This is a genomic window from Sphingomonas sp. QA11 (genome assembly GCF_028473665.1).
GTDB lineage: Bacteria > Pseudomonadota > Alphaproteobacteria > Sphingomonadales > Sphingomonadaceae > Sphingomonas > Sphingomonas phytovorans.
The window spans coordinates 4,369,833-4,383,739 of sequence record NZ_CP098774.1 but is presented as its reverse complement, the minus strand read 5'-3'; the positions used below and the strand labels follow the sequence as shown (position 1 = coordinate 4,383,739).

Here is a 13,907-nt window from a genome sequence, read left to right as displayed (position 1 = left end):
GTCGAGCCCGCGCCATTGAGTCGTGCGGGCGGAGGCCCGCATGACACCGACGAAGCTCCTAATTGGCCAGATGCTGGTGGTCGCCGCGATCATCGTCGCGAGTATCTGGTTCGCGACCCAATGGGCAGCCGCGTCTCTTGCATATCAGCCCGCGCTCGGCACACCCTGGTTCCGGCTCGGCGGCACGCCCGTATACGCGCCCTGGTCCATCTTCCCCTGGTGGTTCCATTTCGACGCCTATGCTCCGGTCGTGTTCGACGAGGCGGGCGGGATCGCCGCCGGAAGCGGCATCGTTGCCTGCGGTGCCGCGATCGGCGGCTCCGTCTGGCGCGCCCGCCGGCAGCGCAACGTCACGACCTATGGCTCCGCGCGCTGGGCGAACCCCCGCGATATCCGCGCGGCTGGCCTGGCGGCAGACGCCGGCGTGTTCCTCGGTCGCGCGACCTCGCGTTACCTGCGCCATGATGGTCCAGAGCATGTCATGGCCTTTGCGCCGACGCGTTCGGGCAAGGGCGTCGGCCTGGTCGTGCCGACCCTTCTCGGCTGGACCGGCTCGACGGTCGTCCACGACATCAAGGGTGAGAACTGGCAGCTGACCGCCGGGTGGCGGTCGCGCTTCTCGCATTGCCTGCTGTTCAACCCGACCGATGTCCGCTCGGCACGCTACAACCCACTGCTGGAGGTCCGCCGCGGTACCCACGAGGTTCGCGACGTCCAGAATATCGCCGACATTCTGGTCGATCCCGAAGGCGCGCTGGAACGTCGGAATCACTGGGAGAAGACCAGCCACTCGTTGCTCGTCGGTGCCATCCTCCATGTGCTCTACGCCGAGGAGGAGAAGACGCTCGCCCGCGTCGCGACCTTCCTCTCGGACCCGCAGCACCCGTTCGTCGCCACGCTCCGCGCGATGATGACGACCAACCACCTCGGCACCGAGGAGATGCCGCTGGTGCATCCGGTGGTGGCATCGGCCGCACGCGAGGTGCTCAATAAGTCCGACAACGAGCGCTCGGGCGTGCTGTCGACGGCGATGTCGTTCCTCGGCCTCTACCGCGACCCGACCGTCGCCGCGGTCACGGCCGCGTCCGACTGGCGCGTGGAGGACCTGGTCGCAGCACCGCACCCGGTATCGCTCTACCTCGTCGTCCCGCCCTCGGACATCAATCGCACCAAGCCGCTGATCCGCCTGGTACTGAACCAGATCGGCCGGCGCCTAACCGAGCAGCTGCACGCCGCCGGCGTGCCGGGGCGGCACAAGCTGCTGCTGATGCTCGACGAGTTCCCGGCCCTCGGCCGCCTGGACTTCTTCGAGACCAGCCTGGCCTTCCTCGCTGGCTATGGCGTCCGTGCCTTTCTGATCGCGCAGAGCCTGAACCAGATCGAGAAGGCTTACGGTGAGCACAACGCCATCCTCGACAACTGCCATGTCCGCGTCGCCTTCGCGACAAACGATGAACGTACGGCCAAGCGGATCTCCGACGCGCTCGGCACCGCAACCGAGCAGCGCGCCATGCGCAACTATGCCGGCCACCGCCTCGCGCCCTGGCTCGCGCACGTCATGGTCAGCCGCCAGGAGACGGCTCGCGCACTGCTGACGCCCGGCGAGGTCATGCAGCTGCCGCCGACCGACGAGGTCGTGCTGGTCGCGGGCTACCCGCCGGTCCGCGCCCGGAAGCTGCGCTATTTCGAGGACGCGTCATTCAAAACGCGCGTGCTGCCGCCTCCCGCTCTGGGACGCGGCGGGACGGCAGATCTGCCGCCCCAGCGCGCCCATGACTGGCAGGACCGTGTCCGCCCGGTCGATGCGCGGCTCGCCGAGGCGTCGACCGAAGACGGGGAGGAGGCCGGCGGCCTCGAGCAAGCGCGCCATCCCACCCAGGAGCTCGTGGCCGCGACACCTGTCGATCTGGCCCCCGCCGACCCGCTCGGGCTGGGGGAGGACGAGGGCGACCCTGCCGCCGACAAGCGCGCCATGGACCAGGCCACCGTCGGCACTGCCCGGCGCGCCTATGCCCTCGACATGGCCGACAAGCGGCCCGCCAATCTCGAACTGGACTTCTGAGATGGTCGATCGCGTCCGCCACCAGCTGTTCCTGCCGAAGGCGACCAGCGACCGTCTCGAGGCGCTTGCGGCAGCACCCGGCGCGACCAAGTCCGCGATCCTCGCCGACGCGGTGACCGCCTGGCTAAACCGCCGCGGCGCTTCCGAGCTCGAGGATCGCTTCGCGCTCCGCCTCGACCGGATGTCCAACGCATTGGGCCGAATCGAGCGCGACAGCCATGTCGTGCTCGAGACGCTCGCGCTGTTCATCCGGTTCGAGCTCGCGATCCAGGCACCGCTCGCCGAGAACGATGCGGCGGGCCGCGCGCTCGCGCGCGAGCGCTTCGAGGCGTTCGTCACCCAGGTCGGCCGCGCCGTCGCGACCGGCAGGCGCACGCTCCTTCCCGCGGAGGAGGAGCGATGAGCGAGATCCTCTCGTCCGATCGCCGGCGCGCGATGCTGCGCACCGCGATGGGGCCCGACATCGCCTCGGCGCTGGCCGATCCATTGGTGATCGAGGTAATGGTCAATCCCGACGGCTCGCTGCGCCTCGACCGGCTCGGCGAAGGCCGGATCGACACGGGCGTTGTCCTAGAGGCTCCGCAGGTCGAGCGGATCCTCCGGCTGGTCGCGAGCCATGCGCGCGCCGAGGTCCATGCCGGGCAGCCGATCATCTCGGCCGAGCTGCCGCCGCATCTCGATGGCCGGGCCGGCGAGCGTTTCGAAGGCGTACTGCCCCCGGTCTCGACCGGCCCCTGCTTCTCGATCCGCAAGCCCGCCCAGCGCCTCTATACGCTGGACGACTATGCGGCGGACGGGATCATGTCAGCCGCGATGGCGGGCGCGCTGCGGGCAGCGGTCACCCAGCGGTTCAATATCCTCATCGCCGGCGGGACGAGTTCGGGCAAGACGACGCTCGCCAACGCGCTTCTCGCCGAGATGCGCTGGGTGGATGCCCGTGTCATCCTGATCGAGGATACGCGCGAGCTGCAGAGCCCGGCGCCGGACACGGTGGCGCTGCGCACCCGCCCGGGGATCGTGTCGATGACCGACCTGGTGCGCTCGACGCTCCGTCTCCGACCGGACCGGATCATCGTCGGCGAGGTCCGCGGCCCCGAGGCGCTCGACATGCTCAAGGCCTGGAACACCGGACACCCCGGCGGGATCGCGACCGTCCATGCCAACTCGGCCGAGGCCGCGCTCTACCGCGTCGAACAGCTCGTCCAGGAGGCGGTCGTCACCGTGCCCCGCCGCCTCGTCGCCGAGGCGATCGACCTTGTCGTCTTCATCGCCGGACGCGGCGCCCACCGCTCGGTCGACGCGATCGCGCGCGTCGTCGGCGTCGATCCCGACACCGGCGCCTACGCGCTCGCCCCCTTCCACCTTCCCACCAGCCAAGGAGCCTGACCATGAAGACCATAGACCTGCCCACCAAGCCGCGCCTGCTGGCCGGCGCCGCAGTCGCCGTCCTCGCCGCCGGCCAGGCCTGGGCTTCCGGAACCGGCATGCCGTGGGAGGAGCCGCTCCAGCAGGTGCTAGAGTCGGTCCAGGGTCCAGTCGCCAAGATCGTCGCGGTGATCATCATCATCGTGACCGGCCTGACGCTGGCGTTCGGCGAGACGGCCGGCGGTTTCCGCCGGCTCATCCAGATCGTCTTCGGCCTGTCGATCGCCTTTGCGGCCTCGAGCTTCTTCCTGTCCTTCTTCTCGTTCGGCGGCGGGGCGCTGCTGGCATGATCGGTGATGGCCAGCATCTCGACGGGTTCGAGGCGCCGCTGCACCGTTCGCTCGCCGAGCCGATCCTGCTCGGCGGCGCGCCGCGCGCCATCGCGATCGTCAACGGCACCGTCGCCGCCGCGCTGGGGCTGGGCCTCCAGCAATGGATCGCGGGCGTGCTGGTCTGGGCGGTCGGGCACACCATCGCCGTGTTCGCCGCGAAGCGCGACCCGGACTTCGCCGCGGTGCTCGCGCGCCACCTGCGGCAGCGGGGATATCTAGCATGCTGAACCTGCGCGAATATCGCAGCCGCGCCGACCGACTGGCCGATCACCTTCCCTGGGCCGCGCTGGTCGCGCCCGGCGTGGTGCTCAACAAGGACGGCAGCTTCCAGCGCACGCTGCGCTTCCGTGGCCCCGACCTCGAATCGGCGACCGAGGCCGAGCTTGTCTCCGCCTGCGCGCGCGCCAACAATGTGCTCAAGCGCTTCGGGTCGGGCTGGGCGCTGCACATCGAGGCCGAGCGCCGCGAGGCGCCGGGCTATCCGGCGAGCAGCTTCCCGGACGCGGCGTCCTGGCTCGTCGACGAGGAGCGTCGCGCCTCGTTCGAGGCGGCGGGCGCCCATTTCGAGAGCCGCTACCATCTCACCTTGACCTTCCTGCCGCCGCCCGACCAGGCGGACAGCGCCGGCCGCGCGCTGGTCGAGCGTGCCGATGCGCCACAGGGTCGCGACTGGCGCCAGGCGCTTGCCGGGTTCGTCGCGGAGACCGATCGCGCGCTCGACCTGTTCTCGGGCTTCATGCCGGAGATCGCGGCGCTCGACGACGCGGAGACGCTGGCATTCCTACATGGCACCATCTCGACGCGACGCCACGGCGTGCGCGTGCCCGAGACGCCGATGTATCTCGACGGGCTGCTCGCCGACACACCGCTGACCGGCGGGCTCGAGCCGATGCTCGGGTCACTGCACCTACGCACGCTGACCATCCTCGGCTTCCCCGGCCTCAGCCGGCCCGGGATCCTCGACGCGCTCAACCACCAGGACTTCGGCTATCGCTGGGTCACACGGTTCATTGCGCTCGACAAGACCGACGCTACCAGGGCGCTGACCCGGCTGCGCCGCCAATGGTTCAACAAGCGCAAGTCGGTCACCGCGATGCTGCGCGAGGTGATCTACAACCAGCCGGTCCAGCTGCTCGACAGCGACGCCGACAACAAGACCGCCGACGCCGATCTCGCGCTCCAGGCGCTGGGCGGCGACCATGTCGCCTTCGGATACCTCACTACGACGATCACCGTCGCCGACGAGGATCGGGCCCGCGTCGAGGACAAGGTCCGCGCGGTCGAGCGGATCGTCAACGGGCTCGGCTTCACCTGCATCCGCGAGGGGCTGAACGCGGTCGAGACCTGGCTCTCGAGCCTGCCCGGGCAGGCCTATGCCAATGTCCGGCAGCCGCTCGTCCATACGCTCAATCTCGCGCACCTGATGCCGCTGTCGAGCGTCTGGGCGGGACCTGCGCGCAACCGGCACCTCGACGGGCCGCCGCTCCTCCATGCCGAGACCAGCGGTTCGACTCCGTTCCGGCTGTCGACCCATGTCGGCGATGTCGGGCACATGATGATCATCGGGCCGACCGGTGCCGGCAAGTCGGTCCTGCTCGCGCTGATCGCGCTCCAGTTCCGCCGCTATCCGGGGAGCCAGCTCTACCTCTTCGACATGGGCCGCTCGGCGCGCGCGGCCACGCTGGCGATGGGCGGTGCGCATCACGGCCTCGGGCTCGGCGGCGACGCCGGCGATACGATCGCGTTCCAGCCGCTCGCCGGGATCGCCGACGCCCGCGAGCGTGCCTGGGCGGCAGAATGGATCGCCGCGCTGCTCGCGCACGAGAAGGTCGTGGTCACGCCGGAGGTGAAGGAAGCCGTCTGGTCGGCGCTGACCAGTCTGGCGAGCGCGCCGATCGAGGAGCGGACGCTCACTGGCCTCTCGCTGCTGCTCCAGTCGATGGCGCTCCGCTCGGCGCTCGCGCCCTATACGCTCGAAGGCCCGTTCGGCCGGCTGCTCGACGCGGCCGAAGACGATCTGCGCATGGCGGACGTCCAGTGCTTCGAGACCGAGGCACTCATGGGCGCCGGCAGCGTGGTCGCGCCCGTCCTGACCTATCTCTTCCACCGGCTCGAGGCGCGGTTCACCGGACGCCCGACATTGCTGATCCTCGACGAGGCCTGGAAGTTCCTCGACCACCCGCTGTTCGCCGCGCGCATCCGCGAGTGGCTGAAGACGCTGCGCAAGAAGAATGTCGCGGTGATCTTCGCGAGCCAGAGCCTCGCCGACATTGCCGACAGCGGCATCGCACCCGCCATCATCGAGAGCTGCCCCCAGCGCATCCTGCTTCCCAATGCCGCGGCGATCGAGCCGCAGGGGCGCGCGGCCTATCAGAGGTTCGGGCTCAACGACCGGCAGATCGAGCTCGTCAGCCGCGCGACGCCCAAGCGGCATTATTACCTCCAGTCCGCCGCCGGCAACCGCCTCTTCGAGCTGGGCCTCGGGCCCATCGCGCTCGCGCTGTGCGGCGCCTCCGATCCCGCCACCCAGGCGCGCATCGACGCGCTGCTCGCCGCGCACGGCCCGGCCGGATTCGCCGCGCGCTTCCTGGAGGACGCCGGGCTCGACTGGGCCGCGGCGCTGCTCGCCCAATTCCCGGATCCCCAAGCGAAGGAGTAGAAGTGATGCGTATCCTCACCCGCAAGAACCTGATCGCGACGGCGCTGGGCCTCGGTGCCCTGGGCTCGCTGACGATGGGCTTCGCTACCAGCGCACACGCGCAGATCACGGTGTTCGACCCCACCAACTACAGCCAGACCGTCTTGACCGCGGCGCGCACGCTCCAGCAGGTCAACAACCAGATCCAGTCGCTCCAGAACGAGGCGCAGATGCTGCTCCGGCTGGACAGGAACCTGAAGGGCATCGCCTTTCCGCAGCTCCAGGCGCTGCTCGACAAGCTCGACGGCATCGACCGGCTGATGAAGCAGGCCCAGAGCGTCGACTTCGAGGTGGACCAGCTCGAGGCCAGGCTGAAGGCGCTCTATCCGCGCAGCTTCGATCCCGCCTCGACGCGCGACCAGCGGCTGCAGGCGGCCCGGGAGCGCTACGACGCGAGCACCGACGCCCTGCGCCGGACGATCACCGTCCAGAGCGGGATCGTTCAGCAGGCGCGCGAGGATGCCGAGGCGCTGGCCGAGATCGCGGCGCGCAGCCAGGGCGCGGAAGGCGCGCTCGCTATCGGCCAGGCGACCAACCAGCTGCTCGCGTTCACCGCCAAGCAGGGCATGGCCCTCCAGCAGATGATGGCCGCGCAGTTCCGCGCCGACGCGCTCGAGAAGCAGCGCCAGCTGACCGAGTCCGAGGCGTCGCGCGCCGCGACGCGCAGGTTCCTCGGAAGCGGCACTGCCTACACGCCCCAGCGATAGCGAGACCGGCCGCGGCGGAACGAGCCCTCTGCCGACGCGGTCGCAGCCCGCGGGGCCCAGCCACCCGCTCCCCCTGGCCGGGCCCCGCGGCACCCAGATCCAAGGAAGAACCCGTAGGATAAGTATGGAACGCTACATCCCCTCTCGGAGACAAGTTTCTCCATACTCTCCTCCGAACCGGACGTGCGGGTTTCCTCGCATCCGGCTCTCCATGCCTGCACGGACGACCGGGCAGGGGTGGGCCTCAGATATGTCTGAGGCTGTGGAACGCATCCCAGAAGCTCCGCGTGCTTGCGCGGTGCCGGGCTTCACGGGGCGCATCCCATCCGTTCGGTTTCGTAATAAGCTGGGCCGGGTAGCGACGGGTATTCCCTTCGGTGAGGAACCGCAGGCGTATCGCGCCCTCGGTCCATTGCCGCCGTTTTCCCGGTGCGCTGTGATGATAGCTGCGCCGAACCACAGGCCACGACGCATCTCCGTGCTTCTTTCTCAACCAGCGCCCAACGCGCTCCCAAATCCAGAAGTCGAGTTGGTGGAACGCCCGATATGCGCCAGTGGCGTATCGGTAGTAATTCCGCCAACCCAGCAGGATCGGGTTGAGCTTGTCGATCAGGGTGGTGAGCATACTCCCGGTGGAAGTTCGCTTCACCAGGACCTTGATCTTGTGGCGCAGGTCGTTCAGCTTGCCCCTCGGGATGAAGAGGTTGCCGACACGGCGACCCGTGTTGCGGGCTCTGGTCTGCGCCACCCGATATCCGAGGAAGTCGAAGCCTTCCCGGACGTCGGTGATCTTGGTCTTTTCGACCGACAGCTCCATGCGAAGCTCCGTTTTCAGGAACTCCGCCAGCGCGCGCTTTTCCGCTTCCGCCTGCTCCCTCGTGCCATCCACGAGGACGACGAAGTCGTCCGCGTATCTGACCATATAGAACACCGTCCTGCGCCGCTTATGGTCTTTGACCCGGCGGGCAGCGGCATTGATATATGGTTCGCGAGGGCACTGGGACCATCGCCCGTATCGCTCATCGAGTGCCGTCAGGTAGATATTCGACAGCATTGGCGAGATGATACCGCCTTGCGGCGACCCGGTAACGGGGTGACGAACGGTTCCCTCGACCATCACGCCGGCCTTCAGGAACGCGAGGATCAGCCTCAGCACCTTGCGGTCGCCGATGCGTTTTCGCACCCGTTCCATCATGACATGATGATCGATGGCGTCAAAGCATCCCTTGATGTCGCCCTCAATGACATAAGCGTAGACCGAAGGTCCGCGCTTCGTCGGGTGAAGGACCTTCACGATCCTTTCGAGTGCGTCGTGGGTGCTCCGGCCTATGCGGAACCCATACGAGGTCGGATAAAAATCCGTCTCGAAGATGGGCTCCAAGACCAGCTTCAAAGCCATTTGTACCAGACGGTCGATGAGCGTTGGAATGCCGAGCGGGCGGAACTTCCCCGGCTTGCCTGGCTTCGGGATGAGCCGTTGCCTGACCGGTTGCGGTTGATAGGTTCCGTTGCGAAGCGCCTCACGAACTTCTTCGATCAGCGCTGCCGCGCCACCCGGACGCTCCTCGACCTTGCGCCGCGTCATACCGTCCGTGCCCGGTGTCTTGCTGCCGCTGTTGCGGACAAGCTTTTCCCAAGCTGCGGTCAATATTCTGCGGTCGCATACGATATTGAACAGATCAGCGAAGACCTTGTCAGGGTCTTCGTGACTCCACCGATACAGTTTGCGCTGCATGTCGAGGACGAACGAGGTATTCACCCCATCGGACATAGGTCCGCCTCCTGCCTGCTCGCTGCATCCACTGCCTCCCTTCGCCATGTGGACGGCTTTCCCGTCCTCGGACTACTACGAAGGCTCCGCCCCCCATCACCGCGATCGCTGGTCGCTTCAGTCACCCGACGTTTGGAGACGCCGGGAGCGATGGCAGGGTTCTCAGGTTCCGTAATTGATCTCTCGCCTGCTTTAGGCACCGACTCTACCCCGTGCGGATTCGGGCCACGGCACACCGCAAGCTTGTGTCGAGGCTGGCGCGCGGCACGCCGCGCACCCCCAGTCCGTGCATCCACACCACGGACCAACGCTCCGCCGATCTGCCGCTCGCGCCGCAGATCGACCCGCCCACTTCCGAGTTGGCGGATGTTCAAGTCTGCCGGGGCTTCCACCATCGGTTCGGTTTCCCTTGCCATGGCAAGCTCGCTCGCCGGGCCAGCCACAGGGTCGGAAGTCCCCGTCTGCCCGACTTTTATGGGTTCTGCTGATTTACGCCTCACCGGAAGCACCCGGCGCGACTCACCCACCGCTCGTCACCGCATGTTGCGTCACACGGTGCGCAGGGCCTTGCACCCTGCGAGATCAAAAACAGCAATAAAATCAAAGCACTCCTTTCTTTGATTAGGACCTGACGCACGTGAACGACCTTAACGTGATCGACCGGTTCATGGCCGACTTCATCCGCTACATAGATAGCGGGTTCGGCCTGCTCGGGCCCGATGTCGGCTTCCTGACATCCGTGCTGATCGGCATCGATATCACCCTCGCCGGCCTGTTCTGGGCGATGGGTGGCGAGGACGACATGATCGGCCGCTTCCTGAAGAAGATCCTCTATATCGGCGTATTCGCGCTGATCCTGAATCGCTTCTCGACGCTCGCCGACATCATCTTCCGCTCCTTTGCGCAGGCAGGCCTGACCGCCGGCGGGGGCACGCTCTCGGCCGACGACCTGCTCCGCCCGGGCCGCCTCGCGGGCACCGGCTTCCAGGCCGCCTGGCCATTGCTCGACCAGGCCAGCGACCTGCTCGGCTTCACGACCTTCTTCGAGAACTTCATGACGATCATGGTGCTCCTGATCGCCTGGGTGATCGTGATCGTCGCCTTCTTCATCCTCGCCGTGCAGATGTTCGTCTGCATCCTCGAGTTCAAGCTGACGACGCTCGCTGGGTTCATCCTCGTGCCGTTCGCGCTGTGGAACCGCACCAGCTTCCTGGCCGAGCGCGTGTTCGGCAACGTCATCTCCTCGGGCATCAAGGTGATGGTGCTGGCGGTGATCGTCGGCATCGGCTCGGGCTTCTTCACCGAGTTCGCCTCGGCGCTCCAGGGCAAGGAGCCCGATATCGGCCAGGCGATGAGCCTCGTGCTCGCCAGCCTCGCATTGTTCGGCCTCGGCATCTTCGGGCCGGGCATCGCCTCCGGGCTCGTCTCCGGCGCGCCGCAACTCGGCGCCGGCTCGGCGGTCGCGACCACGGCGCTTGCGGCGGGCGGCTTCGCGGTCGCCGGCGGCGCGGGCATGGCTGCGGCGAAGGGGCTTGCCGGTGCAGGGCTCGGCGCGATCCGCGCCGGCACCTCGATGGGGTCGGGAGCCTCGACCGCGTACAAGCTCGGCCAGGAGGCTTCCGGCTCGAAATCGGTCGCAGCCGGCATGGGCGGTGTCGCGACCGCCGCCTGCGGCGCGCTCGCGCAGCGCATGGGCGGCGGGCTCGGGCTCCGCGCGGCGGCAGCCGACGGCCAGCGCGCCGCCTGGAATGCCGGCACGACGGGCGCGCAGTCCAACCCCGGGGGAGCGTCCGCTCCTGCGTCTAACGCCATGCCGGGTTGGGCGCGCGACCTCCAGAACACGCAATCCCGCCGTCACCATCGCCAAGCGGCGATCCACGCCTTCCAGGGTTCGGATCGCGGCGGCGGCGGCGCGACCCCCGACATCAAGGAGAAGGACTGATGCGCTTCAAACGTGCCGTCCAGCGCTACGGGCGCACGGACGAACCCGAGACACCGTACCGCCGCGCGGGCCAGCTCTGGGACGAGCGGATCGGCTCCGCCCGGGCCCAGGCGAGCAACTGGCGGCTGATGGCATTCGGGGGGCTGGCGCTCACCACCGGCCTGTCGGGCGCGCTGGTCTGGCAGTCGATGCAGAGCCGCGTCGTCCCCTATGTCGTCGCGGTCGACAGCCTCGGCCAGGCACAGGCAGTGTCCCCCGCCGCCGCCGAATACCGGCCGACCGATCCCCAACTCGCCTGGTTCCTCGCGCGCTTCGTCACCGACATCCGGGGCCGGTCGCTGGACGCGGTGCTGATGCGGGAGAACTGGCTCCAGGCCTATGACTTCGCCTCGAAGCGCGGCGCCATCTTCCTGGGCGAATATGCCCGCTCGGCGAACCCGTTCGCGGATGTCGGCGACAAGACCGTCTCGGTCCAGGTGACCAGCGTGGTCCGCGCATCCGCGACGAGCTTCCAGGTGAAATGGGCCGAGCGCGCCTATGACCGCGGGAGCCTCGCGGGCACGTCGCGCTGGACCGCGATCGTCACGGTCCTGCTCAAGCCGCCGCGCGACGCTGAGACGCTGCGCAGGAACCCGCTCGGCCTCTATGTCGATGCGATCGACTGGAGCCGCGAGCTCGAGACGCCTGCCGACCATGCGTCGGGCACGGCGCTGACGCCCGTGCCGGATCCCGGCGTGCCCAGCGGATCGCCACTCGATCCCCGCCTCGGCCAGCCCTCCCAAGCCCAACTGGAGAACCGCCCATGAACCGCATCCTGCTTGCGACGAGCGCGCTCGTCGCTGTGCCCGCTTTCGCGCAAACCTCGCCGCCCCAGCCGCTTCAGGCCGCCACGGCGAGTCCCAGCTCGCCGCCGGTCGCGACTACCATCGCTGCCCCGTCGGTAGTGCCTCCCGTGGCGCCCCGTCACCACAAGCCGTCGCCGGCCGAGCTTCGGGTTCGCACGGCGAATGCGAAAGCGACCCAGGAGCCTGCGGCCCCGGCCTTCGTCAACGCCGTGCAGGTCTACCCCTATGGCGAGGGCGTCCTGTACCGCCTGTTCGCCGCGCCCGAGCGGGTCAGCGACATCGCCCTACAGCCCGGAGAGGCGATCGTCTCGGTGGCGGCGGGCGACACGGCGCGCTGGACCCTCGGCGACACGACCAGCGGTTCCGGCGAGAGCAGGCGCGTCCATATCCTCGTGAAGCCGTTCGCCGCCGGGCTCTCGACCAACCTCGTCATCACGACCGATCGGCGCGCCTATCATCTGCAGCTCGACAGCACGCCGGCCACCGCCATGGCCGCCTTGTCCTGGACCTATCCGCAGGACGAGATGATCGCGATCCGCCGCCAGCAGGCGTCGGCGGAAGCGGCAAGGCCGGTCGCTTCGGGCCTCGCTGTCGAGCAGCTGAACTTCGGCTATGCGGTGACCGGCGACAGGCCTGCCTGGCGGCCGCTGCGTGCATTCGACGACGGGCGGCAGACGTTCGTCGAATTCCCGGCGAGCGTCGGCGTCGGCGAGGCGCCGCCGCTGTTCGTCATCGGCGACAGGGGCGATGCGCAGCTCGTCAACTACCGGATGACCGGCCGCTTCTATGTGGTCGACCGGCTGTTCGACGCCGCCGAGCTTCGGTTGGGCACGAAGAAACAGGCCGTGGTCCGTATCGTCCGGGTCGGCGCCGCCCGGAGCCGGCGGCAGCGGAAGGTATCATGAGCGAGACCGCGCCCGATGCCGCGACCTCGCCCAAGGTCGATCCCGAGACGCTGGTGCTGCGCGGCCGCCCGAACCGGATTATCCGCTTTCGCCGCGGCGCGATCATCGCGATCGCGGCGTTGGGATCGACGGCGATCGTCGGGGTCACCTGGATCGCGCTCAAGCCCGCGACCTTCCGGATCGTCGCCGGCGCCGAGGACCAGAAGGATATCGCCAACCATGCGCACGACGAGGCCCTCGCCGGCGCGCCGAAAAGCTATGGCGATGTGCCCAGGCTCGGGCCGCCACTCCCCGGCGATCTCGGGCGTCCGATCCTGCGCCGGCAGGAGGCGTTCGGCGGACTGCCGCCTGCAGGCTCCCCGGACCAAGCCGCGCAGGCGGCCGAAGCTGAGCGACAGCGGCTTCTCGCCGAGCGCAAGGCGGCGCGCGAATCCGGAATCATGACGCAACTCGGGGCCACCGAGCATGCGGTGAACACGGCTGCGCCCGCCTCTGCGCCGGCCGCCGTTCCGGCACGGGAGGCGCCATCGGCGACGATCGCGGTCGATCCGGTGCGGGACCGGGGCAACCAGCAGCGCAAGGCCGACTTCCTCGCCGGCAAGGACGAGACCGGCGACATCAACCCGCACGCGTTGGTGGCACAGGTCTCGCCGTACACGCTGAGCGCCGGCAGCATCATCGCCGCCAGCCTGATCACCGGTCTCAACTCGGACCTGCCCGGGCTCGTGACTGCGCAGGTGACCGAGAACGCCTATGACAGCGTCACCGGCCATATCCTGCTGGTTCCGCAAGGTGCGCGGCTGATCGGCAGCTACGACAGCGTCGTGGCCTATGGGCAAAGCCGGGCCCTGGTCGTCTGGCAGCGCATCGTCCTGCCGAACGGCAGCTCGATCCGGATCGACAATGTGCCCGCGACCGACATGGCCGGCTATGCCGGCCTTGCCGACAAGGTCGACACGCACACCTGGCAGCTGCTCAAGGGCGTGGCGCTGTCGACGCTGCTCGGCGTCGGCACCGAGCTGAGCCTGGGCGACCGCGAAAGCGACCTCGTCCGCGCGATCCGCGAATCCGCCCAGCAGGGCACATCGCGCGCCGGCGACCAGATCGTCACCAAGAACCTCAACGTCCAGCCGACCATCAAGGTGCGGCCCGGCTGGCCGCTCCGCGTCGTGGTGCACAAGGACATCGTCCTCGCGCCCTGGCCAAGTGGGGAGCGATAG

The 13,907-nt window shown here is 68.5% G+C and carries 12 protein-coding genes; 11 read left to right on the top strand and 1 reads right to left on the bottom strand.

The features are described 5' to 3' along the window. Positions 1-40 precede the first annotated feature (40 nt). The 7 genes from NDN01_RS20165 to trbJ are packed head-to-tail and all read left to right on the top strand — an operon-like array spanning position 41 to position 7,224. Positions 41-2,062 (top strand): conjugal transfer protein TraG, encoded by a 2,022-nt coding sequence (locus NDN01_RS20165; RefSeq protein ID WP_272623627.1) that lies wholly within the window; start codon positions 41-43, stop codon positions 2,060-2,062. Between the two features lies 1 nt (position 2,063). Further along, positions 2,064-2,465 carry a CopG family transcriptional regulator gene (locus NDN01_RS20160; protein ID WP_272623626.1) on the top strand — a complete coding sequence of 134 codons (402 nt, stop codon included), beginning with the start codon at positions 2,064-2,066 and terminating at the stop codon, positions 2,463-2,465. After that, positions 2,462-3,448 carry a P-type conjugative transfer ATPase TrbB gene (gene trbB, locus NDN01_RS20155; protein ID WP_272623625.1) on the top strand — a complete coding sequence of 329 codons (987 nt, stop codon included), beginning with the start codon at positions 2,462-2,464 and terminating at the stop codon, positions 3,446-3,448. The genes NDN01_RS20160 and trbB overlap by 4 nt, the downstream gene beginning before the upstream one ends. Before the next feature lie 2 nt (positions 3,449-3,450). After that, positions 3,451-3,777 (top strand): TrbC/VirB2 family protein, encoded by a 327-nt coding sequence (locus NDN01_RS20150; protein ID WP_272623624.1) that lies wholly within the window; start codon positions 3,451-3,453, stop codon positions 3,775-3,777. Next, positions 3,774-4,046 (top strand): VirB3 family type IV secretion system protein, encoded by a 273-nt coding sequence (locus tag NDN01_RS20145; protein ID WP_272623623.1) that lies wholly within the window; start codon positions 3,774-3,776, stop codon positions 4,044-4,046. Before NDN01_RS20150 ends, NDN01_RS20145 begins: the two co-directional genes overlap by 4 nt. Then, a complete protein-coding gene (gene trbE, locus NDN01_RS20140; RefSeq protein ID WP_272623622.1) occupies positions 4,040-6,478 on the top strand; it encodes a conjugal transfer protein TrbE in 2,439 nt (812 codons plus the stop codon). Before NDN01_RS20145 ends, trbE begins: the two co-directional genes overlap by 7 nt. Positions 6,479-6,483: 5 nt before the next feature. After that, positions 6,484-7,224 carry a P-type conjugative transfer protein TrbJ gene (gene trbJ, locus NDN01_RS20135; protein ID WP_272623621.1) on the top strand — a complete coding sequence of 247 codons (741 nt, stop codon included), beginning with the start codon at positions 6,484-6,486 and terminating at the stop codon, positions 7,222-7,224. A 244-nt stretch (positions 7,225-7,468) separates the two neighbouring features. Here the strand turns inward: trbJ and ltrA are convergent, their stop codons facing one another. Further along, a complete protein-coding gene (gene ltrA / locus NDN01_RS20130; protein ID WP_272623239.1) occupies positions 7,469-8,995 on the bottom strand; it encodes a group II intron reverse transcriptase/maturase in 1,527 nt (508 codons plus the stop codon). A gap of 637 nt (positions 8,996-9,632) precedes the next feature. On the opposite strand from ltrA, the gene trbL reads away from it, so the two are divergent. Genes trbL through NDN01_RS20110 form a run of 4 tightly spaced genes read left to right on the top strand, consistent with a single transcriptional unit; the run spans position 9,633 to position 13,907 of the window. Then, a complete protein-coding gene (trbL, locus tag NDN01_RS20125; protein WP_272623620.1) occupies positions 9,633-10,937 on the top strand; it encodes a P-type conjugative transfer protein TrbL in 1,305 nt (434 codons plus the stop codon). Continuing rightward, positions 10,937-11,743: a conjugal transfer protein TrbF gene (gene trbF, locus NDN01_RS20120; protein ID WP_272623619.1), complete on the top strand. Its 807-nt coding sequence runs from the start codon at positions 10,937-10,939 to the stop codon at positions 11,741-11,743. The genes trbL and trbF overlap by 1 nt, the downstream gene beginning before the upstream one ends. Then, the gene (trbG, locus tag NDN01_RS20115; protein WP_272623618.1) at positions 11,740-12,687 is read left to right on the top strand and encodes a P-type conjugative transfer protein TrbG; all 948 of its coding nucleotides are present in this window, start codon (positions 11,740-11,742) and stop codon (positions 12,685-12,687) included. Before trbF ends, trbG begins: the two co-directional genes overlap by 4 nt. After that, the gene (locus NDN01_RS20110) at positions 12,684-13,907 is read left to right on the top strand and encodes a TrbI/VirB10 family protein (RefSeq protein ID WP_272623617.1); all 1,224 of its coding nucleotides are present in this window, start codon (positions 12,684-12,686) and stop codon (positions 13,905-13,907) included. The genes trbG and NDN01_RS20110 overlap by 4 nt, the downstream gene beginning before the upstream one ends.